This window comes from Clostridium sp. ATCC 25772 (genome assembly GCF_001573875.1).
GTDB lineage: Bacteria > Bacillota > Clostridia > Clostridiales > Clostridiaceae > Clostridium_J > Clostridium_J senegalense.
Map to the genome: position 1 here is coordinate 24,241 of NZ_LFRG01000023.1, position 22,112 is coordinate 46,352.

A 22,112-nucleotide genomic window follows, 5' to 3' on the forward strand; every position below is an offset into this window, starting at 1 on the left:
TATTTTATTAAATATTTTTATGTTCATTTGCCATCTTCACATATTCTATTGCTGATTTTTTTATATTTTCTATTTCTTCTGCTGTAAGTTCCCTAATAACTTTTGCTGGTGATCCCATACAAAGTACACCAGATGGTATTTTTTTACCTTGAGTTACTAAACTACCTGCACCTATAATTGTATTTTTTCCTATCTCCGCATTGTTTAAAATAATTGAACCCATGCCTACTAAGACATTATCATTTATTTTGCATCCATGTATTATTGCATTATGCCCTATTGTAACATTATCCCCAATTTCTGTTGGTACCCCAAAATCATTATGAACAGTTGTATTTTCTTGAATATTTGTATTTTCCCCTACCTTCAAATAGCTCATATCACTTCTTAAAACTGTTCCATACCATATATTTGTATTTTTGCCTATGGTAACTTCTCCTACTATAGTTGCATTTTCTGCTATAAAGCAACTTTCATCTATAATTGGACTTTTTCCCTTAAATGATTTTATCACAAAAATCACTCCTTATCATAAAAATATATTCATACCGACCTTTAACTATACACTACTCCTCATTATATCCTTTTACGTTAGGTATATTCAACTACTAACTGAATGTATATTTAAATACTATAATGCTAACTTTATAATATATGGATAAAATCTCGAAATTAAATTTATACATCAAGTTTTTGTTATCAGTTAAAAAAAATAAGTGCAAATATATTTAGTTAAGAATTCACTCTTAACTAAAATAATCTGTTAGTTATTGATAAAATATTAATTTGAGTTTTCTCATTTGATAAATAAACAATTCTTAAAGTTAACTTGGATACAAAAAGAGTAATACAATTTTATAAAAATGTAAATTAAATACTCCCTTTTGAATTAAGATATTTTTAAGTTATTGAATAAATCTAAATTGAATCTTATTTTGCTATATTAATTAATAAATTTATTTTTATAATTTAGTATATATTATTTTATATACTTATTTTTTTCTACAAGAGTACAAATAATTCTATTATTTTCGAATTTTTTTTCATTATTGTTATAAAATAATAATTGTTGATTAAATTTAATCCTTGTTATATAATACAACATATAGTGCATATTATACTACATATAGCAATATGTAGTATTTTTGTTTCGTTAATTTTCTACGCTTAGGAGGTGCAATACTAGTTAGTTTTGACAGTTAACTAATCTAGTGATGATAATGAGTAATATAAAAAATTTATTTAAAAGATATTATACAAAAAAACTTGATGGAAATAAAAATCTTACTGTATATGATTTATTCAAATGGAAAAAGATTAATGTTTTTATAAAGGACTATAAAAGTGATAAAGTTTTAGTTGATATGAAAGATCTAGAATTTCCTATTCACTACTCACAAAATGCTTGTGATATAATTGCTTCAAAATATTTCAAAAAAGCAATGGTACCTAATGAATGTGGTTATGAAAATTCACTTAAAATGGTAGTTGATAGAATTGTTAATTTTTGGTGTGAAGCCTTAATTGATGAAGGCCTAATTAATTCTGAAAAAGAAAAAGAAATCCTTTATGATGAATTAGCATACTGTTTTTTAAATCAAATGTATGCTCCAAATTCACCACAATGGTTTAATACAGGTTTAATGCACTCCTATGGAATAAATAGTGAAAGTTTAAATAATTATTATTTTGACCCTAATGAAGGAAAGGTAGTAAAAAGTAAAGATGCCTATACAAGAACTCAAGCTTCTGCCTGCTTTATACTATCTATAGAAGATAAACTTTTAGGAAAGCATTCTATATCTGAACAATTTGTAACAGAGACTAAATTGTTTAAAGGTGGCTCTGGTACTGGTACAAATTACTCTAATATAAGAGCTAAAGGAGAAAAACTTTCTGGAGGTGGCATATCTTCTGGAATTATGAGCTTTTTGAAAGGTTTAGATAGAAACGCTGGAGCTATAAAATCTGGTGGAACTACTAGAAGAGCCGCTAAAATGGTAGCTTTAGATATCGATCACCCTGAAATATTAGATTTTATTGAATGGAAAGCAAGAGAAGAAGATAAAGTTAGAGCCTTAGGTAAGATGGGGTATGACGCCAACTTTGAAGGTGAGGCTTATGAAACAGTCTCTGGTCAAAATGGTAATAACTCTATAAGATTTAGTGATGACTTTATGCAAAAGGTTGAAAATCTTTCTGTTAACCCTGAAGAAACTATAGAGTTAAAAGGAAGAGTAGACCACTTTATAAATAAAAAGGTAAAAGTAAATTTATTATGGGATAAATTTAATACATCTGCTTGGAAATGTGCAGACCCTGCACCTCAATTTGATGATACTTTTAATAGTTGGCATACTTGTCCATGTGGAGAAGATGGTTTATTTAACGCTAAACATAATAGAATAAATTCTACAAATCCCTGCGGCGAATATGCTTTTATAGATGATACATCTTGCAATTTAGCATCTATAAATCTCTATAAATTTTATAATAATGAAGATAATTCTTTTGATTTAGAAGGCTATATTCACTTAGTTTCTATTCTACAATTAGCTTTAGAAGCTTCTATACATTGGGGTCAATTTCCAACTGAAGATATAGCTAGAAAAACTCATTTATTTAGGACTACCGGTCTTGGAGTTTCTAATCTATCATCTTTACTTATGGTTATGGGATACCCTTATGACTCTGATGAAGCTAGAGCAATTTCTGCATCTTTAATAGGATTACTTACAGCTACTTCCTATAAAACTTCTGCTATAATGGCAGAAAAATTAGGTTCATTTGAAAAATACAATATTAATAAAGAATATATGTTAAAAGTTATAAGAAATCATTGTAGAGTTGCTAAAGCTTTAGACTCTGACTATGAAAACTTAAATTATAAACCACTTGAAATTAATCATAATATTTTAAGCAAAATCGGCTGTGAAAAATTAAGTAAATTACTAAAATCCACATGGAAAGATGCTCTTAATTTAGGTGAAAAGCACGGATATAGAAATGCTCAAGTTTCAGTTATTGCACCTACTGGAACTATATCATTTGCAATGGACTGTGGTGCTACTTCAATAGAACCGTATTTTTCTCACTTTGTATATAAAAAATTATCTGGTGGTGGATTTATGACTATAGTAAATCCTGTTATTGAAGAAACACTTAAAAACTTAGGTTATTCGTCCAGTGAAATTAAAGATATTTTAGATTATATACTTAGAAAAGAAATTGTCTCTGAAGATGGATTTGAATATGAAAAAATAGTTGATGGAAAAATAGATGATGCACCACATTTAAAAGATGAACATCTACCAATATTTGATACTGCTAATAAATGTGGTAGTGGCGATAGATTTATTGACGCCATGGGACATGTACTTATGATGGCTAGTATAACACCTATGATTTCTGGTGCTGTTTCTAAAACTGTTAATCTTCCATCTAATGCAACTGTAGAAGATTTTAAATCTGTTGTAATAAATTCATGGAAACTTGGAATTAAAGGCATTTCTCTTTACAGAGATGGTTGCAAAGCTAGCCAGCCACTTAATACTACTCTTGATGATGGAAAAAAATCTAATCTTGAAGATTTAACTTATGATGAATTACTAAAAAAAGCTAAAGAATTAGAAGCTAGCCGTTGTATTTCCACTCGCGAAAAACCTGAAGGAATTCGCTATGGAACAACTCATCCAGCTCAAATAGATGAAGTAAAGATATATACAACAGTTAATAGAAATGAAAAAGATGAAATTTGCGAAATTTATATAACTACAGATAGAGAAGGTACAATAATAATGGGGCTTTTAAATTCATTATCTAAATCTATCTCTGTAATGTTACAATATAACGTTCCACCTCATGACATAGCAAAAATGCTTAGAGGTCAAAAATATGAACCATATGGATTTGTTCAAAAACATCCCTATATAAAACAAGTTTCTTCTATATCTGATTTGATTAGTAAAGTTATTGATATAGAACTTGGAGATTTTTCTAGATGCCAAGTCAAACCACAAATCAATAACGCTGAATTTAATATCCAAAACAATATTACTCATAGCGTAGCAGAAACTGAAATTTCTAGTAGTTCTATTGATGGTGAACGAATTTATTCTGAAATTTGTTCCAATTGTTCTAGTACTAGACTTGTAAGGAATGGTACTTGTAAGGTTTGCCAAGACTGTGGCACAACAACAGGATGTAGTTAAGTATAGTTCAAAAGTATAGTTCAAAATAAAAGCTATTTTGAACTATACTTTTTTATTTTAAATTTTCATTTACTTCTTTATCCCACTGATCAACATAATCACCAGTGGCCCATTCAGCCATTATAAGCTTTTCATTTTCTTTTAAATCAAATTCACTTAATGGTGCATCGCTTAAGTTAGTTCCAACTATTTTATATACAAGTATTTTTTCATCTGTAAACACTACTGCCATATCTTTATTGGGAGAGCAAATTACATCTTTGGCCCTTGGCACCTGTTCTTTTATTTTAGCTAATGGTAAATATACTGAATCATATTTTAAAAGGGTTTGCGGTACGTCTATAGGAATTTGGAAATCTGCATAATCATTATTCGTTAAATCTTGATTAACTCTACCTTTCAACCCCCATTTTCCAGGTACTCTTTCTACTCCGAACCCCCAAAAATCTTTAGTATAATCATCTTTATTGACAGATTCTGTTTTATTATTTATTCTCATTATTTCTTCATTAACAATTTCTAACTGCTCTTTACTTAAAACTTTTGATATACTTATTGATTTCATTTCTCCTGAGTATACCGTGTCAATAGGAACTGTTTCTAAATTTTCATAGTCAAATTTTTCATTTTCATAATCTACATTATTTCCATGAGTTTCTACACACATATAATCATTAGCTATGAAATTTATTTCAGCAGTTCCATAGGTCCAACCATTTCTAATTTCCCTTTTAATTATATTGTTTTCTTCATCCTTTTTATTTAAAGGAATTGCTGTAATATTATCCTGTATATAATCATTTCCTGAGACCCTTTCACTTTCTACTTTCCAAAATCCATTTTTTCTAACTAAAAATATATATGGTATCTCTTTAATTTCCACATTCTCCCCATCAAAATTAACCCATAAAGTTCTATAAGAAAAATTATTCATTTTATCTATATAATTTTTAAATATAAGTGGATATGTATCCATTTTAGTAGTTTCCTTTAAGCCTATAAAAACGCCACTTTTTTCTTTGGTTAAATCACTTTCATCAGAGTATTTACTATTTCCTATAGCAACACCTTTTTGATTTTGTTTTTCTTTTAACTCATCTATATCATTTGAATCAATCCTAGAAATGTAATATATTATATTATTACTTTCCACAATAGCATTATCATTATCTATTAATAACACATCTTCATAATAGTGTTCATCTGAAGATATAGATATTATACTTATTCTTTCATCATTAATTCCTAGCTCTTTTGGTTCTATTCCGTATTTTTTTAGAATATAGTTTTCCGCTTCTACTACTTTTAATTTATATTTTGGATTTTTATATGTATTATTAGGAAATATAGCTACCTGCGTATTTATAGTAATTATAGACTTATTCCAAACATTATATGATTCATTTAAGTCATCACTTTTTTCTAAAGGTCTATATCCATCAACTATCCATTGTCCATTAATGATAGGTGTTGTAATTGGTTCTTTTGCTTTTACAGATAAATCAATATTATCATATTTACAACCTACCAATAGAATTATCATAATAAACATGGATATTAACCCGAAAATTTTCTTCATATATTACTCCTCTGCACTAAAATAAATTTCTATCGTATTTCTATAATAATAATGGTAATTTCACTATAACTTCTGTACCTACATTAACTTCACTTAATATTAATAATTCTCCATCATGTAATTTAATTATTTCATCACATACTGATAGTCCAATTCCATTGCTTGACTTTGAATCCTTTCCTTTAAAAAACTTTTCTTTTACTTTTTCTAAATCTTCTGAGGCTATGCCTCCTCCATTATCTTTAACACTTATGTTTATGTAATCTTCATCAGTGTTAACACATATTAAAATTCTACCACCATCATTAGTAAATTTTATAGCATTATCGATTATATTTATAAAAACTTGTTTTGCTTTATTTATATCTACACTTATACTTGGCAACTCTCCATCTACTTTTAAAGTTAAAGTTAAACCTTCATTATTTGCTCTTGGTGTAAGTTGTTTACATATACCTTTAAGCAAATCATCAATATTTACATTTTCTTTTTTCAATGTCATATTTCCTGATAATAATTTTGAAAAATCTAATAAATCTTCAACTAAATATGTCAACCTATCAACTTCTTGCTCTATTATATCTAACCCTTCTTTTATCTCTTCCTCATCCTCAAATTCAGATGATTTTAACACAATAGACCATCCTTTTATGGATGTAAGTGGTGTTCTAAGTTCATGTGATACAGATGCAATGAATTCATTCTTCAATTTTTCGTTTTTCAATATCTCTTCTGACATATAATTTAAGGTATCTGCCAGTTTTCCAATTTCATCATCAGAATACTTAGGTATTTTATCATTAAAGTTTCCTTCTGCCATTTTTTCTGCACCTTGGCTTATTATTTTAAGTGGTTTTGCCACACTATTAGAAATTACTAGACTAACAAAACTTGATAATATTATAATAATAAATCCTGCCATTATTGCATATTGAGATACCTTTAATATATTTCTATCCACATCAACAGTAGAAGATGTAAACCTAAGGACACCATCAACTTCTCCATTATAATATAATGGCATATATACACTCAAAATAGGTTCATTATTTAAACTGCTTTTTTCTTTAAAAAACTTTATTTTACCATTAACCAAATCTTTAAATTCATTTGTTACTGTTATTTTCCCCCTATTTTGACCTTGGGAATCCATTAAAATATCTCCTTTTTTATCTATTATTTCAGCCTTAGCATCAGCATTCTCCCAATAAAGATCTATGTCATTGGAAATATTACTTTTTACTGTATCATTATAAAAATACGTATTATAGAAATTAGTAGATATACCAATTTGATTGACTAAACTTTCTTCTAAACCGCCATAATAAAAACTCCTAATGGCAAATATGCTTATAACTTCCACTAGTATTACTGTTATTATTATACTCACTAAATATCCACCGGAAATTCTTGTTTTTATAGATGTCACTTTACTACGCCCTCCATCTATATCCAGTTCCCCAAACCGTTTCAATATATACTGGTTCTGATGGAACTTCTTCTATTTTACTTCTTAATCTTCTTATATTTACATCAACAATTTTATTATCGCCAACATAGTTATATCCCCACACCATATCTAAGAGCTCATCTCTACTAAAAGCTTTACCTCTATTTTCTATAAATATCTTAATTATCATATATTCTTTTGGTGTTAAATCTAACTCTATATTGTTTTTATATACTTTTTTACTATATATATCTAGCTTAAACTCTCCAGAATATAAATAATTATCCTCTTTTTCTTTTTTAGAATATTGCATTCTTCTTAATAGGGATTTTATTATTGCAACTAATTCTAACGGATTAAATGGTTTAACTAAATAATGATCTGCACCAAACTCTAATCCATTAATTTTATCAGAATCTTGCCCCCTAGCAGTTAACATTATAACCCCTATTTCTGGATAATCTTTTTTTAATATTTCACAAACCTTAAATCCATCTATTCCTTTTCCAAGCATAATATCTAATATAACTATATCTGGATTTTCTTCTCTTGCTTTTTGAACTCCATCTTCTCCATTTTCAGCTTCTAATACATCAAAACTTTCCCTTTTAAGACTTATTTTTAAAAATTTCCTTATAGATACCTCATCCTCAACAATTAAAATTTTAGCCATATTACCACTCCCTATATATACATAAATAACCCATATTAGTTTGCCTTAACTATACTCTTTTAAAACATAACCTTATTGTAATAAAGAAAACTTTTAAAATGATGTTTAATTTCATTAATCTTTAGAAAAGAAAAGAAAAAATCACAGATTTCTGTGATTTTTTACTTTGAATCATCAATATCTTCATAATCAACATCTATAATCACAGATTCTTCATCTTCTGCTGTGTATAAATTTTCACTGTTCGTTTTATTTCTATATCCCTTATTGTATTGACTATAAGACTGATCATAACTTTTAAATTGTTTTTTAGCTTTATGTTTTAAATACAAAACACCTAATACTGTTAATAATATTATTATCCCTACTATAGTAAATATAAAACTTATAACTGTTCCAAAGATAGATAGTATAGTTGGTCCTAATAATATAATAAGTACAATGCCTATTATTGTATATACTAACTCCTTACCGCTCATATCTATGTATTCACCTCTTTTAGTATTTGTATTAAATTTTTATATTTTAATATCATTATACTATAACTTTGTTTCAATTTATTTTCAATGTGAAATTTCAATTATAATTTATTATATTTATATTATAGCCCCATCTACATTTAATATTTGTCCTGTTATGTAAGATGAATTTTGAGATACTAAAAAAGCTACAGCCTTAGCAACCTCTTTCGGTTCCCCTAGTCTCCCCATAGGAATTTCTTCCTGCAAATCATTTAATTCTTCCTTACTAAGCCATGAATTCATTTTAGTTTTTATTACTCCTGGTGCAACTGCATTAACCCTTATATTCATAGGTGCAACTTCCTTAGCTAATGCTCTAGTAAACATATTTACTGCTCCTTTTGATGCTGAATAAGCAACTTCACATGATGCACCAACATTTCCCCACATTGAAGATATATTTACTATATTTCCACATCCTCTTGCAATCATATGAGGCATTACATTCTTACTCATGTTAAATAAGGACTTTACATTTACGTTTATTAACTGGTTAAATTCTTCTTCTTTCATATCAATAAATAGCCCTACTTTAGATATAGCTGCATTATTTACTAATATATCAATTTTACCAAAGATGTTCAAACATTTTGTTACTAATTCATTACAAAAATCATAATCAGAAACATTTCCTTTTATTAGTATCCCATATCCTCCTAAAGACTTAACTTCGTCTAATGTACTAATAGCACTTTCATCATCTTTGCTATAATTTATAACCACGCTAGCACCTAATCTAGTTAATTCCAAAACGATAGCTTTTCCAATACCTCTGCTACCACCTGTAACAATAGCTACTTTACCCTTTAAGCTCATAAAAACACTTCCTTTATTAATATTTATCTTTAACATACATATATATATGTATACAAGTTCTAAACTTTAATTATAAAATCCACTTCAACTAAAACTATTAATGTGTTATATAGGGAAACAAGCTCCAATTTAAATTTATTCAATAACTTTAGAATTTAGTTTAGAACCCTATAAAAATGGCAAGTTTAAGATTAATATATTTTTATATAATTTATAAAATTTTCATTTGATAAATATATAACTAAAAATTTAGCTTTAAATCTTTTAATACTTCTAAACTTTCTTTTATTTTAACATGAAAAATTTCATAAAATTTATCCATTTATCAAAAAATTAAATTATATTTTAAAATTGCCAACAAATAATTATTATTTGAATACTATTATTATTTAAATGTTATGATTATTTTATTTCAAAATATTTAAATAAACACTTTATTATTAACATAATTTATGGTATTATAATGTTGAATTATTAATAAGGGAGGTTTTTGATTATGGCTTATAAAATTGCTGATACTTGCATAAGCTGCGGAGCTTGTGAAGCTGAATGCCCAGTTAGTGCTATAAGTGCTGGAGATGGTTTATATGTTATAGATGCTAACACTTGTATCGATTGTGGTGCTTGTGCTAACGTTTGTCCAGTTGGAGCTCCAGCTCAAGAATAATTTTAACATATTATAAACTATTTCTTAATAGTTTAAAAGACTGATGTATATCAGTCTTTTTTATTTGGACAAGCTTTTACATAAAATGCGTTAAACAATTATCTAACTACTAATATATTTTTTTATTTTAAGCTTCCAAAACCTTCTCCTAATGTTTCATGAACATTATATATTATTATAAAAGCATTCTCATCTATATCTTTTATATACTTTCTAAGCTTTATAAATTCCTTTTTTTCAACTACTGTAGTTATTACCTCTTTTCTCTCCTTTGTATATGCACCATGTGCCTCAAAAACAGTAGCACCTCTGCCTAATTCATCCATAATAAACTTTTTTATTTCTTCACCCTTGTTACTTACAATTTCAACCTTAGTTATTACATTTAATCCATCTATAATATAATCTACCATGAATCCATTTATAATAACACCAAATAAGGAATACATACCTATCATCGGTCCAAAAGTTGCTATTGCTATTAATGTTACTAAAAAATCTGTAATTAACAATCCTTTTCCTATATCTAGCTTAAAATACTTATTAAATATTTTTGCTATTATATCAGTACCACCTGTTGATGCATCTTGATTAAATATAATTCCCATTCCTATTGCACCAATTACTATTCCGAATATTAAATTTATAAATAAATCATCTACAATTGGACCATTAATATTAAAAATTTTAGCTAATATAGACATTAACATTGGTAACATCAAGCTACAATATATAGATTTAAATCCAAAACTTGCTCCTATAAATATAAATCCTATTATATATAATATAACATCTAATCCTAACATTATAATAGGTACTGCAATTGTAGGTATATAGCTATTAATTATTATTGCTAAACCAGATATTCCACCTGCAGCTAAATTATTTGGTACTAAGAACAGTGTTAATGCTACAGCTAACAATATTAATCCTATTGTTATAAAAAAGAATTCTTTAAATGTTTTTTTGTTTAATCCCATATAAAACTCCTCCCTTTTCATTTTTATAAAAATATATTTTTAAATTTATTATTTAATTTTAAAAAATATTTTTTAAATTGTTTTTGTAGTTAACTATTTATTTTCACAACAACTCAACTCATCACATTAAAACATTAAAGTATAAAATCAGTATTAACCCTATTTTTTATATTTATAATTTATTCAATTTTTCAAATTCAGCATATACTTTAATTATACACTTTTTTCAAAGCTAGTACACAGTTTTTTTACGTTTTGTTAATATAAAATTAACAAAAACGAAATAAAAAATCATGAGATTTTTCTCATGATTTTTTACTTTATAAATACATCTTTTACTATAGCAACTATATCTTTTACTATCCTTAAATATTCTGAAACATTATCCTTTGTTTCAATTACCTCTGCAGTAACCGTTGTAACGACTTCACTTACATCCTTAAAATTATCAGTTATTGTTACAATATTTTCTGTAGCTTCTGGTAAATTACTTATGGTTCTTTCTAAATTTTTTTCATTTTTTTCTATAACATTATTTAAATTTTGTAGGAATTTTATAGCTTTACTCAAGAAAATTATTACGAAAATTAAAGCTGTTCCCCCTAAAATACTTAATATTATAAAAAATAAATTTTCTATAGAAATATACAATTAAATCACCTAATTTCTATTATTTATTTTTCTTTTTTAATCCTCTATAGGTTTCCAAGTTGACTCTTAGAATTATTCATTCCAAAACTTGGATACCTAAAATAGTGAGACACGCTCCGAATCACTTAGAATTCAACACTAAATTTTACAAAAAATATTTTAAGATTGATGAATAAATTTAAATGGGAGCTTGTTTCCCTATATATCTGATTCACAAACTTTATCTTTGCAAGCTTCTTCTTTGCAAATATCTTCTTCACATTCTATATCTTCACATTCTATATCTTCACATTTTTCTATCTTCTCAACATAAAAATTTGGTTTTTTCTTTTCCTCTAAATAAGCATTAATTTTTTCTTTTGCTTCTGACACATTGTCCTTTATTTTAATTGAATTACCTTTTAAAGTTTCATTAGCACTTTTAGCTTTATCTTTAATTTGCTTTCTAGTCTCTTTTCCTGGTTTAGGTGCAAATAAAATTCCACCTACTACACCTATAACAGATCCAATTAATGCAGTAGTAGCTGCTATCCCTCTTTGTTTTCTTTTTGCTTTTTTTTTCTCTTCTTTTTTTCTCTTTTGCATTTTAGATATCATCCCCATTTTAAAATCTCCTCCCTTTGCCACTTGCTTAATTCTACACTTAAATATACTTAATATTACTAATTAAACCGAGTATAAACAATAAGTACTTTAAAATATGTATTATTTATATTTTATCACAAGTAAATATTTTTAGGAATATTTTGCTAATATATTTACTTATAACTTATTTATTAACACTCTATTTTAAATTAAGAAAAATAATATTTCCTAAAACTTTAAAATAATTAAGAAGCCTTATATCCAATTTAAATCAAATCATCTTTTTTAAGCAAATTAAGTAAAGTTGGATTAAAATTAAATTCTTTAATTAATGCCTTAACTTCATTTAAAGCTTTTTCTTTTTTGTTATTAGTTATATTGGCCTTTGATGCTCTAATTAATATATTCTTAGGTGAATGTGCTATATCAATAAATTCTAAAAGCTGAGTTTTATATCCGGCCGCTTCTAATAGATTAGCCCTAACTGCATCTGTCATAAGTGCAGCAACTCTTTCTTGTATTATTCCATATTTAGTTAATATATTTAGATTTTCACTTTTCATTTGATCATTAAACTCATGTTGACAGCAAGGAACTGAAAAAATCATTTTACTATTCCATTTTATTGCATTATAAAGTGCATAATCTGTTGCAGTATTGCAAGCGTGTAATGTAATTACCATATCAACTTTATTATTATATTTAAATCCATTTATATCACCAAGTTCAAAGTGCAAATCATTATAACCATACCTTGTTGCTATATCATTACATTTTTTTATAACATCTTCTTTAAGGTCTAATCCTATCATCTTAACTTTAATTTTTCTAATTTCTACAAGATAATAATACAATACAAATGTTAAATATGATTTACCACACCCAAAATCTAAAACTGTAAGTTCTTCAAAATTATTTTTCTTTATTTCATCATCAATAATCTCTATAAATCTATTTATTTGTTTATACTTATCATACTTAGAATTAATCACTTTACCTTCCTTAGTGAAAACACCTAAATCAATAAGTGGTTCAATAATCATTCCCTCTTTAAGTATGTAATTTTTTTCTTTATTATGGCTTTTATTAATAAGCTTTGAGTTATCACTTTTCTTTTTTCCTAAAAATATTTTTCCCTTTTTAGATACTTTCATTTCAAAATTACTTGCCGTGGACCATGCTGACATTTGCTTATAATCAGAATTCATGCATTCTAATAATTTTTCTTTTAGCATATTTTTTTCAATATTTTCATGAAATACTTGTTTATCTGTATACTGCTCTATTTGATAATACTCACCTTTACTGTTTTCTTTTAATGTAAAATTTATCTTATTATATTTAACATCTTTATTAATCCTATTACTAATAACTATTTTTATAATTTCTTCATTTAAAATTTCTTCAATTGTATTTCTTAAATCTTCCATATCAACACACCTTATTATTTATTTTTAATTTAACTTATTTATTATAACATAACTCATCTATATCATAATTAAAATATTAATTCAATAATTTATATTTTGTAATTTTGTTTAATTCATTTTTTATAATTTTTAATCTATGTTTATAAAAATAAGCTACTTTATTCCAATAAAACATTTTTCTTTTAATTTATCACTACATTATGTAATAATAAAAAATTTAAATATTATATGAAAAATATAATAAAAAAGCTTCAAAATGAAACATAAATTTCATTTCAAAGCTTTTTATCATTAATATTTTTTATATTAGAATTCTGCAGTTCCTGTAGTTCTTGGGAATGGTATTACGTCTCTGATATTGCTTATTCCTGTTACGTACATTATCATTCTCTCAAATCCTAGTCCGAATCCAGCGTGTTTAGTTCCGCCGTATTTTCTTAATTCTAGGTACCACCAGTAATCTTCTTTTTTAAGTCCTAATTCTTCTATTCTAGATTCTAGTACATCTAATCTTTCTTCCCTTTGGCTTCCTCCAACTATTTCTCCTATTCCTGGTACTAATAAGTCCATAGCCGCAACAGTTTTTTGATCCTCATTTAATCTCATATAAAATGCTTTTATCTCTTTTGGATAATCAGTTACAAATAAAGGTTTTTTAAATACTTCTTCTGTTAAGTATCTTTCATGCTCTGTTTGTAAGTCTATTCCCCACTCTACTGGATATTGGAATTCTTTTCCGCATTTCTTTAGTATATCTATTGCTTCTGTATAAGATACTTTACCAAAATCAGATGTAGCAACATGTATTAATCTTTCTTTTAATCCTTTATCGATAAAGCTGTTAAAGAATTCTATTTCCTCTGGAGCATTTTCTAATACATAGCTTATGATATATTTAATCATATCTTCTGCAAGTTCCATATCATCTTGTAACTCAGCAAACGCTATTTCAGGCTCTACCATCCAGAACTCAGCAGCGTGTCTTGCTGTGTTTGAGTTTTCTGCTCTAAATGTTGGTCCAAAAGTATAAACATTTCTAAATGCTAATGCATAAGCTTCTGCTGCAAGTTGACCACTAACTGTTAAGTTTGTTTCTTTTCCAAAGAAATCTTCTTTATAATCTATTTCTCCACCTTCTGTTTTAGGAATATCGTTTAGATCCATAGTTGTAATTCTAAACATTTCTCCTGCACCTTCACAGTCACTTCCTGTAATTATTGGAGTATGAGTATAAACAAATCCTCTTTCTTGGAAGAATTTGTGTATAGCAAAAGCTACTAATGAACGTACTCTAAATACAGCTGAGAAAGTATTACTTCTTGGTCTTAAATGAGCTATTGTTCTTAAGAACTCAAAGCTATGTCTTTTCTTTTGAAGTGGATAATCTGCATCTGATAATCCTTCTATTTCTATTTTTTCAGCTTTTAACTCAAAAGGTTGTTTAGCTCCTGGAGTTAAAACTAATTTTCCTTCTACTGTTATTGATGAACTAATACTTAATTTTGATACTTCTTTAAAATTTTCTAATCCTTCTTCAAATACAACTTGAACATTTTTGAAAAAAGTTCCATCATTAATTTCTATAAAACCAAAGTTTTTAGAAGCTCTTAAAGTTCTAATCCATCCACTTATTGAAATCATTTGTTCTGCGTATTTTTCAGATTCTCTGTAAAGTTGTTTTACAAGTATTTTTTCCATATCTATATCCTCCTTTAAATTGCGATTAAAAATCTTTACTTATGTATCTATTTTTAATCTAATTAACTTTATTTTTTAGCTTTAATATAAATTTAAATATAAAAAAACCTTCCATCCTCTAATAAAAGGGACGAAAGGTTACAATTCCGCGGTACCACCCAAATTGTCATAAAATGACCAACTTATCATCAGTACAGATATTAATCGATACTGTTCAATTTATAACGGTTTGACTCCGTCTAAGCCTACTTTCATAACAATTTCGGTTAGAAACTCTGAGATGTTCTTCTATATAAGTTTCATATTGGTCTCTCACCACCACCAACTCGCTAAGATTACCTCTTATATATACTCTTCTCTTCATAGTTTTTATTTATTTGCTTTATTTATATATGATTTTATATTGACACAATTGAAATGTCAAGTGGAAAATCTTTTATTTTAAATTTATTTTTTCTATTTTGACATAATATTATGCGCTATTTTTTAAATATTAATGTCAAACTCATGTATTTTTATATATTTTAAAATTTAATTTTATTTAAATTTAAAAATTATTTTTACACAATTAGAACATTTTTAACTCCATTTTTCAATGCTATTTCTTTTAATTTATTCATATAGTCTTGACTAGGTGTATATGCTTTTAAAAGTTCTTCTCTTACCCCTAAACTACGAAATTTTATTAATTTATAAATTATATTGTTATCTATTTTTGATATAAGTTTACTTCCCATATCTATAGTGTATTCATTATCCAATAGTTCTGGAACTACTACTGTTCTTATTTCATAGACTTTGTCTTTTTTCGCAAGCTCTTCTATGTTTTTTAAAACCATTTCATTTCCAAGTCCTACAAGTTCTTTGTTTTCTTTCGAATTAAAGGCTTTTAAATCTATCATAGTTTTATCTGTTACTTCTAACAACTGTTGATTCTCATATAATCTTGTTGATCCATTTGTATCTATGAATGTAGTTAAACCCATTTTTTTAACCACTTTAAATAATTCTAAAAGAAATTCACTTTGAAGAGTACACTCCCCACCGGATACTGTTATTCCTGATATAAAGAATTTAACTTTTTCTATTTCTTTAACAATATCATCTACAGTCATTTCCAAAACTTTTGGACTACTATTTCTATCACAGGCAGCTATACAACAATCACAATTTTTACACTTAGCCCTGTTATAATTAACTTTATCATCAACCATGGTAAGTGCACCATAGTTACAACTTTCAACACACTTACCACAGTTTATACATAAATTTATAGTCTCTGGATTATGACAATACAAACAATTGTAATTACACCCTTGTAAAAATATTGCCATTCTATTTCCTTCTCCGTCTACAGAACTAAATGGAATTATTTTATTTACTAAAGCTTTATTATTCTTCATTTTTCCTTAATCTTCTCTCTAATATCTTAGCATTTTTAGCTGCTCCATATCCTAAGACAACTGTATCATTTAGAACTTGCTCATTTTTTTCTAATTTTTCTATATCAGATCTTTTTACAAGATATCCAGTTATTCTTATTACATCACAATCAGCACAGTATAATGAAATATATCTTAAATTCAACTTAAATGCTCCTCTAACAATATCAACTATAGCTTTAGGATTTCTCTTAGCTGTTTCATCAAATTTAAATATATCACCTATTCCTGATGGGAAATATTTGTGATATGGAGCACTTTGAATTAAATGCTCATGTATTGGAGGTTCTTCTCCTATTGGAATTCTACAACCTGGAGCTACTCCTTTGTCACTATCAAGACCTACTTGAGCATGTAATACATACTTTCCATCTGTTGCTTTGCAATGCTCATTTGTATGTAGGTTTACTATCTCTTGCATTTTCTCTATAATTTCTATTCCTAAATCATTAGCTTCTTTTGAATATCCAAATCTATCTTCTTGCTTTTCTGAGCCTACAAAATAGTTTACAGCATCTGCAAGTCCAACCATTCCAAACATTGCAGTAAAATTGTCTTTATTTAAAAATCCTTCTTTTACTAAGAAATTAGATTCAAAAAATCCACTTTCCTCCACAATAAAGTTCACTCTAACATCCATAAGCTCTAACATAGATTGAATTGATTTTGGTAATAGTTCGTTCATAAATTCATCTATATTTTTTGCCTTTGGTGCAAGTTTTGCAAGATTTAACCTTACTAAAGTATAGCTTCCACCACCAATATTTAATCCATTATAACAACTTGCTATTGCGTAATTTCCTAAATCACTAGTGAACATTTCATGGTTAGCAAAACTTGGTTTTGCACAACTAAGTGCAGTATTAACAGCCTCTACCATAAGTTCATCTGGCGTATTTTCAGCAACTTTCAATGTTATATTAGGTGTGGAATTTTGAAGTTCTCTTTCTGCTTTTAAAATTAATCTTCCTGCTTTAGTATCCATAGGGCCAATATTTGCGTGGCAGAAAGAATCTGTTATTGTTCTATCAATATGCATTAAAAATAATTTTATTGCATTGTATGCTTCTTCTTCATCCTTAACAAAGGGTTCTAAAAGTGTGTCTAAGTTTCCAACATAGACTGGGAATGTAGTCACTGATGGAACATGTTTATAAAGCATTAATAAACTGTGAGTTGCTTCCCATATATTTGTTGGTGGTTTTATGCCTAGAAACTCACTACCTTCCACCATAAATTTTTCATAATCTGGAACTATATATCTAGGTCTGTATGGTGCATTGCCTTCCCATAAGTCACAAATTACACCTTCATCCATATAATTTTTTATATCATCACTAATGTTTAATATATTAATACTATTTTCAGCTAGTTTTGCTAAAGATATAACTTTCATTTGATAAGTTAATGTATTATTTTTAATAATTGAAAGTACTTCTTTTTCCATATCCATACTTAATCACTCCATATCACATTTAAATTTTTAGTTTAATGCATCTTCAAAAATAATAAATTAGTATTATTTTTATATTTAGTTATTCTTTAAACTAAGTATAATTTCTTTTTTCACACTTTTCAATAACTTTTATTAATTAGTACATTTTATTAATTAGTGTTTTAAAATAATTCACTATTTTAAATATTTTATACATTTAAATACATTTTTGTTAAAATGCACAACATTAATATATTTAAAAGATTACCGTGTAGTATACTTTCATTTTTGTGATACACTATTTTCTTCATTATACTACAAATATCGAGTTTTTTAAACAACTGTTTATAATATTAAAATTTGTTTATTTTGTATAAAATTTCTCTACCTATCTTTTCACTTCCATCTAGAATACTTGCTTTTTTAAGTGTATATGTAATTTTTCTAGCAATTCCTATGGAAATATTTAATTCACTAGCCAATTGTTTATTGGTAAAATTCACACTCTTTTTAGATAAAAATCTCAGATAATCATAGGGTCCATTTAAATTTATAGTTTCAAAGATTCCCACTAGGTTATTATCTAATTTAGATATACCTTTTCTTCTCCAAGATCCTTTTCCATCATCAATTCTAAATTCTTCTTTTGATATAAGTAATATCTGTATAGTTAAATTTTTTTCATTGATGAACTCTGGAGCAGAAACCAATTCATCAAAAATATTTTCCACCCGTCCCTTTCTAGGTGACTTTCTTCTCCTTATAACTTCCCCTTTTTTATTCAAGGTTATTATAGTATTTTCAACTGCTATAGGATGTACTAGTACTACTTTATTTTCCACACAAAGTTTTTTTATTTTTTCTTTTATATTATAAAAATTTTTACTTTGAATTTCATATATGATATGATCTTTTACTACATCAACAATATAATCCAAATATGTAACTTCTATTTCTCCGGCTTCTTCAGAATACATTTCCTTTAACTGTCTATGTATAGTTTTTTCTTTCATTTGTCCAATTGTTTTCATTTTTATCCCATCCTAAAACACAAATTTCAATTTTTTATACAACAAAAATGCTACAAACTCTTTTTAATTTGTAGCATTTAATTTTTCTTCTTGCTATATAAGGTTGTCAATAATGCTATAGACGCTATAATATTTATAATAGGTATCAATACATATATAGATATAATGAAATCAATAAAATCATTAGAATCATCATCCTCAATATTTTCATTATTCAACATCATATCGAACATTTTTGATTGAAATTGTTCATTATTATTAAGCGCATAAAATATAAGCATTATTGTTAACATACTAAATATAACAGTAATTAAATAAAAGTTAAGTATTAGCATTTTATAATCCTCCATTAGAGTACACTATAATATTTTATAATTTAAAATAAACATACTATATACCCTAAGAATAAGGTAATATGTTTTAACATACACACTTTATACATACTAGTATATAATACCATATATTATGTAAAAAAACATCTTAAGCACCTTTTATTACATTATATGTAAAGTAACATATAATAGTATACTTTAATAAGATAAAATTAATAGATTTATTTTGTAAAATCTACAAGTTAATATACATCTAATAAAAAAATTTAAATTTACGATTATTTCCCTATATACACTATAATAAGGTGGTGATATAAATTTGAGAGTAGCAGTAATATCTGATACCCATGTTAGAAAGCATTTGAGTAAAATAGAAAATTTAATAGAAAAAAAATTAAAAGATGTTGATTTAATAATCCATGCCGGGGATTTTACTAACTCTAAAACTCTTCCTTATATAAAAAAACATTTTAATGTTATTGCAGTGTACGGTAATAACGATAAAGAGGAAACAAGACAAGTGTTAAAAGAAAAAGAAATTATTACTTTAGAAAATTACAAAATAGGTATTTACCATGGTCATGGAGATAATAAAACAACCTTAGATAATGTATATGCAACTTTTGAAAATGAAAACTTAGATATAATTATCTTTGGTCATAGTCATAAGCCCTTCATTACAACAAGAGACAAAACCTTAATTATAAATCCTGGCTCTCCTTCTAGTAAAAGAAAAGAAAGATTTTATTCATATATAATTTTAGATTTACTTCCCTCTGGAATAGAAGTTAATTTAAAACTTTTTACTGAATAAAATAAAAGTGGGCGTCTAAAATAATATTTATAATTTTAGAATTCGCCCTTTTTATTTTATATAATTTTCTTTAAACTATTCTAAAACATTTTTAAACGTATCCATATAGACCTCTAACACTAACTTCTCCTGAAAGAACTTTTCCCACAGTACCATCATCATACTTAACAATTAATTCTCCATCATCTTCTATATCTATTACTTTAGCAGCAACTTCTTTTCCATAATAAATTATTTTTACTTCTTTTCCAATTAAAATTGAATTCTTCTTACATATGTTTATTACATTTTCTAAGGTTCCATATTCTTTAAAATCATCATAAAAATCCTCAAAATGCTTCAATAAACTGCAAAGTAATTGCTTTCTGCATACTTCTTTCCCATATTCTATTTTTAATGATGTAGCAATTTTACTTAATTCATTTTCAAGTTCATTTTCTTCTGTATTTACATTTATACCTATTCCCATAACGATATAATTAAGTTTATCCATTTCCCCACTCATCTCTGTTAATATTCCACAGACTTTTTTATTATTTAATATTATATCATTAGGCCACTTTATTTCGCTTTTTATGCCAAACTCTTCTAATGTACTATGTACTGCTGCCGCACCAATAAGTGTAATTCTTGGTGCCATCATAGTTGGTATATTAGGTTTTAATATAATGCTAACCCAAATGCCTTTTCCTCTTGGTGAATACCATACCCTTCCAAGCCTACCTCGTCCTAAGCTTTGTTCTTCACTAATAACAATTGTTCCTTCATCAAACCCATCTGTAGCTAATTCCTTTGCTTTTTTATTGGTAGAATCTATTTTAGAATGATAAACATATGTTTTTCCTATATATTTTGTATTTAAACGTGGCAAGATTTCATCTTTAGTAAGTAAATCTGGAACATCTATTAATTTATATCCTTTTTTAGAAACAGAATCTATTTCATATCCTTCTGCTTTTAAGGAATTTATATGTTTCCAAATAGCTGCTCTAGTTATTCCTAGTTCCTTACTCAACATTTCTCCCGATAAAAACTTATCTGGATTTTCTTTTAAAGCTTTTAATATCTTTTCTTTCACAAAATAACGTCCTTTCCACTTTTTCTTCTAAAAATATTGTTAAAAATTAATTTTTAGACCGGTTATATTAAAACTATTCATTCTTACTATTATTTTTTATTTTATTGCTCTTTTCTAAGAATATTTTAACATTTTTATATTCTTTTTCAATTGCTTCTTTACTTATAAATCCTCGACCTAATCTGTCACTAAGACCTAGTAGTGCCAATTCATCTAAATCAACATTCTTAATCATTCCTTTTTCATCTTTAAATGACATATCTTTAACTATAAATAATATATGCATATGATATCTAATTAAATTTTTTACTGTACCTATAAATTTTTCATCATTTGTAAATGATTTTAAAAATTCTTCTGCCATTTTGGCCCCAACTATATCATGTTCATAAGCAGTATATCTTCCTTTTCTTAATACTGTTGTCGGTTTTTTTCCTATATCATGAAGTAATGCTGCCCACATAAAAGCTCTTGGATTTTTACTTTTCTCTCTTAAAACAGCTGCTTTATCTACAACTAGCATAGTATGATTCCATACATTACCTTCTGGATGATGTTCTTTAGATTGAGGAACATCTTTTAACTCACTAATCATATCAAAAGGATATTCCTCTGGAAATTCACCTTTTTCAATTAATTCATTAAAATAAGTAGATGGTTTTTCCATAGAAAGTAATACTTTTTCAAATTCAGTAAAATTTCTTTTTAAATCCATAAAA

General features: G+C 26.7%; 20 protein-coding genes and 1 other annotated feature. Of the genes, 3 read left to right on the forward strand and 17 right to left on the reverse strand.

What is annotated here, in order from left to right; genetic code table 11:
- Nucleotides 1-7: 7 nt before the first annotated feature.
- The gene (locus AZI32_RS10110) at nucleotides 8-514 is read right to left on the reverse strand and encodes a gamma carbonic anhydrase family protein (protein WP_061995718.1); all 507 of its coding nucleotides are present in this window, start codon (nucleotides 512-514) and stop codon (nucleotides 8-10) included.
- Between the two features lie 706 nt (nucleotides 515-1,220).
- Between AZI32_RS10110 and AZI32_RS10115 the strand changes: the two genes are divergently transcribed.
- Nucleotides 1,221-4,211 (forward strand): vitamin B12-dependent ribonucleotide reductase, encoded by a 2,991-nt coding sequence (locus tag AZI32_RS10115; RefSeq protein ID WP_061995719.1) that lies wholly within the window; start codon nucleotides 1,221-1,223, stop codon nucleotides 4,209-4,211.
- A gap of 52 nt (nucleotides 4,212-4,263) precedes the next feature.
- On the opposite strand, the gene AZI32_RS10120 is transcribed toward AZI32_RS10115, so the two are convergent.
- From AZI32_RS10120 to AZI32_RS10140, 5 genes are all read right to left on the reverse strand, one after another.
- On the reverse strand, nucleotides 4,264-5,790 hold the full coding sequence (locus AZI32_RS10120; protein ID WP_061995720.1) for a hypothetical protein: 1,527 nt from the start codon (nucleotides 5,788-5,790) through the stop codon (nucleotides 4,264-4,266).
- 40 nt (nucleotides 5,791-5,830) lie between these two features.
- Nucleotides 5,831-7,219, reverse strand: coding sequence for a HAMP domain-containing sensor histidine kinase (locus tag AZI32_RS10125; protein WP_061995721.1), 1,389 nt, complete (start codon nucleotides 7,217-7,219; stop codon nucleotides 5,831-5,833).
- Between the two features lie 4 nt (nucleotides 7,220-7,223).
- On the reverse strand, nucleotides 7,224-7,913 hold the full coding sequence (locus AZI32_RS10130; RefSeq protein ID WP_061995722.1) for a response regulator transcription factor: 690 nt from the start codon (nucleotides 7,911-7,913) through the stop codon (nucleotides 7,224-7,226).
- A 161-nt stretch (nucleotides 7,914-8,074) separates the two neighbouring features.
- A complete protein-coding gene (locus tag AZI32_RS10135) occupies nucleotides 8,075-8,392 on the reverse strand; it encodes a hypothetical protein (protein ID WP_061995723.1) in 318 nt (105 codons plus the stop codon).
- Nucleotides 8,393-8,509: 117 nt separating this feature from the next.
- Nucleotides 8,510-9,250, reverse strand: coding sequence for an SDR family oxidoreductase (locus AZI32_RS10140; RefSeq protein ID WP_061995724.1), 741 nt, complete (start codon nucleotides 9,248-9,250; stop codon nucleotides 8,510-8,512).
- Between the two features lie 496 nt (nucleotides 9,251-9,746).
- Between AZI32_RS10140 and AZI32_RS10145 the strand changes: the two genes are divergently transcribed.
- Nucleotides 9,747-9,917, forward strand: coding sequence for a 4Fe-4S binding protein (locus tag AZI32_RS10145; RefSeq protein WP_010293161.1), 171 nt, complete (start codon nucleotides 9,747-9,749; stop codon nucleotides 9,915-9,917).
- 122 nt (nucleotides 9,918-10,039) lie between these two features.
- Here AZI32_RS10145 and AZI32_RS10150 read toward each other — a convergent pair whose 3' ends face one another.
- The 9 genes from AZI32_RS10150 to AZI32_RS10190 form a co-directional block, all read right to left on the reverse strand.
- Nucleotides 10,040-10,897, reverse strand: coding sequence for a YitT family protein (locus AZI32_RS10150; protein ID WP_061995725.1), 858 nt, complete (start codon nucleotides 10,895-10,897; stop codon nucleotides 10,040-10,042).
- A 315-nt stretch (nucleotides 10,898-11,212) separates the two neighbouring features.
- A complete protein-coding gene (locus tag AZI32_RS10155) occupies nucleotides 11,213-11,548 on the reverse strand; it encodes a hypothetical protein (protein ID WP_061995726.1) in 336 nt (111 codons plus the stop codon).
- Nucleotides 11,549-11,746: 198 nt separating this feature from the next.
- Nucleotides 11,747-12,151 carry a YtxH domain-containing protein gene (locus AZI32_RS10160; RefSeq protein ID WP_061995727.1) on the reverse strand — a complete coding sequence of 135 codons (405 nt, stop codon included), beginning with the start codon at nucleotides 12,149-12,151 and terminating at the stop codon, nucleotides 11,747-11,749.
- Nucleotides 12,152-12,399: 248 nt separating this feature from the next.
- Complete coding sequence (locus AZI32_RS10165) at nucleotides 12,400-13,563, reverse strand: SAM-dependent methyltransferase (protein WP_061995728.1); 1,164 nt, start codon at nucleotides 13,561-13,563, stop codon at nucleotides 12,400-12,402.
- 306 nt (nucleotides 13,564-13,869) lie between these two features.
- Complete coding sequence (asnS, locus tag AZI32_RS10170; protein WP_061995729.1) at nucleotides 13,870-15,261, reverse strand: asparagine--tRNA ligase; 1,392 nt, start codon at nucleotides 15,259-15,261, stop codon at nucleotides 13,870-13,872.
- Between the two features lie 123 nt (nucleotides 15,262-15,384).
- Nucleotides 15,385-15,634 (reverse strand) — a binding site (T-box leader).
- Nucleotides 15,635-15,821: 187 nt separating this feature from the next.
- Nucleotides 15,822-16,664: a YjjW family glycine radical enzyme activase gene (locus tag AZI32_RS10175; protein WP_061995730.1), complete on the reverse strand. Its 843-nt coding sequence runs from the start codon at nucleotides 16,662-16,664 to the stop codon at nucleotides 15,822-15,824.
- Nucleotides 16,654-18,156: a YjjI family glycine radical enzyme gene (locus tag AZI32_RS10180; protein ID WP_061995731.1), complete on the reverse strand. Its 1,503-nt coding sequence runs from the start codon at nucleotides 18,154-18,156 to the stop codon at nucleotides 16,654-16,656. The genes AZI32_RS10175 and AZI32_RS10180 overlap by 11 nt, the downstream gene beginning before the upstream one ends.
- Before the next feature lie 335 nt (nucleotides 18,157-18,491).
- Nucleotides 18,492-19,169, reverse strand: coding sequence for a hypothetical protein (locus AZI32_RS10185; protein ID WP_061995732.1), 678 nt, complete (start codon nucleotides 19,167-19,169; stop codon nucleotides 18,492-18,494).
- Nucleotides 19,170-19,246: 77 nt separating this feature from the next.
- On the reverse strand, nucleotides 19,247-19,504 hold the full coding sequence (locus tag AZI32_RS10190; protein WP_061995733.1) for a hypothetical protein: 258 nt from the start codon (nucleotides 19,502-19,504) through the stop codon (nucleotides 19,247-19,249).
- 316 nt (nucleotides 19,505-19,820) lie between these two features.
- Here AZI32_RS10190 and AZI32_RS10195 point away from each other — a divergent pair, with 316 nt between their 5' ends.
- On the forward strand, nucleotides 19,821-20,315 hold the full coding sequence (locus tag AZI32_RS10195; protein WP_061995734.1) for a metallophosphoesterase: 495 nt from the start codon (nucleotides 19,821-19,823) through the stop codon (nucleotides 20,313-20,315).
- Nucleotides 20,316-20,406: 91 nt separating this feature from the next.
- On the opposite strand, the gene AZI32_RS10200 is transcribed toward AZI32_RS10195, so the two are convergent.
- Together AZI32_RS10200 and AZI32_RS10205 are read right to left on the reverse strand one after the other, a co-directional pair.
- Nucleotides 20,407-21,393, reverse strand: a complete 987-nt coding sequence (locus AZI32_RS10200) for a biotin--[acetyl-CoA-carboxylase] ligase (RefSeq protein WP_061995735.1) — start codon at nucleotides 21,391-21,393, stop codon at nucleotides 20,407-20,409.
- Nucleotides 21,394-21,466: 73 nt separating this feature from the next.
- Nucleotides 21,467-22,108 (reverse strand): HDIG domain-containing metalloprotein, encoded by a 642-nt coding sequence (locus AZI32_RS10205; protein WP_061995736.1) that lies wholly within the window; start codon nucleotides 22,106-22,108, stop codon nucleotides 21,467-21,469.
- Nucleotides 22,109-22,112 lie beyond the last annotated feature (4 nt).

What these genes read in the sequence shown, in the direction of transcription:
- AZI32_RS10115 (WP_061995719.1), top strand. Translation starts at nt 1,221, where the DNA reads ATGAGTAATATAAAAAATTTATTTAAAAGATATTATACAAAAAAACTT.
- AZI32_RS10120 (WP_061995720.1), bottom strand. Translation starts at nt 5,790, where the DNA reads ATGAAGAAAATTTTCGGGTTAATATCCATGTTTATTATGATAATTCTA.
- AZI32_RS10130 (WP_061995722.1), bottom strand. Translation starts at nt 7,913, where the DNA reads ATGGCTAAAATTTTAATTGTTGAGGATGAGGTATCTATAAGGAAATTT.
- AZI32_RS10135 (WP_061995723.1), bottom strand. Translation starts at nt 8,392, where the DNA reads ATGAGCGGTAAGGAGTTAGTATATACAATAATAGGCATTGTACTTATT.
- AZI32_RS10140 (WP_061995724.1), bottom strand. Translation starts at nt 9,250, where the DNA reads ATGAGCTTAAAGGGTAAAGTAGCTATTGTTACAGGTGGTAGCAGAGGT.
- AZI32_RS10145 (WP_010293161.1), top strand. Translation starts at nt 9,747, where the DNA reads ATGGCTTATAAAATTGCTGATACTTGCATAAGCTGCGGAGCTTGTGAA.
- AZI32_RS10150 (WP_061995725.1), bottom strand. Translation starts at nt 10,897, where the DNA reads ATGGGATTAAACAAAAAAACATTTAAAGAATTCTTTTTTATAACAATA.
- AZI32_RS10160 (WP_061995727.1), bottom strand. Translation starts at nt 12,151, where the DNA reads ATGGGGATGATATCTAAAATGCAAAAGAGAAAAAAAGAAGAGAAAAAA.
- AZI32_RS10165 (WP_061995728.1), bottom strand. Translation starts at nt 13,563, where the DNA reads ATGGAAGATTTAAGAAATACAATTGAAGAAATTTTAAATGAAGAAATT.
- asnS (WP_061995729.1), bottom strand. Translation starts at nt 15,261, where the DNA reads ATGGAAAAAATACTTGTAAAACAACTTTACAGAGAATCTGAAAAATAC.
- AZI32_RS10175 (WP_061995730.1), bottom strand. Translation starts at nt 16,664, where the DNA reads ATGAAGAATAATAAAGCTTTAGTAAATAAAATAATTCCATTTAGTTCT.
- AZI32_RS10180 (WP_061995731.1), bottom strand. Translation starts at nt 18,156, where the DNA reads ATGGATATGGAAAAAGAAGTACTTTCAATTATTAAAAATAATACATTA.
- AZI32_RS10185 (WP_061995732.1), bottom strand. Translation starts at nt 19,169, where the DNA reads ATGAAAACAATTGGACAAATGAAAGAAAAAACTATACATAGACAGTTA.
- AZI32_RS10190 (WP_061995733.1), bottom strand. Translation starts at nt 19,504, where the DNA reads ATGCTAATACTTAACTTTTATTTAATTACTGTTATATTTAGTATGTTA.
- AZI32_RS10205 (WP_061995736.1), bottom strand. Translation starts at nt 22,108, where the DNA reads ATGGATTTAAAAAGAAATTTTACTGAATTTGAAAAAGTATTACTTTCT.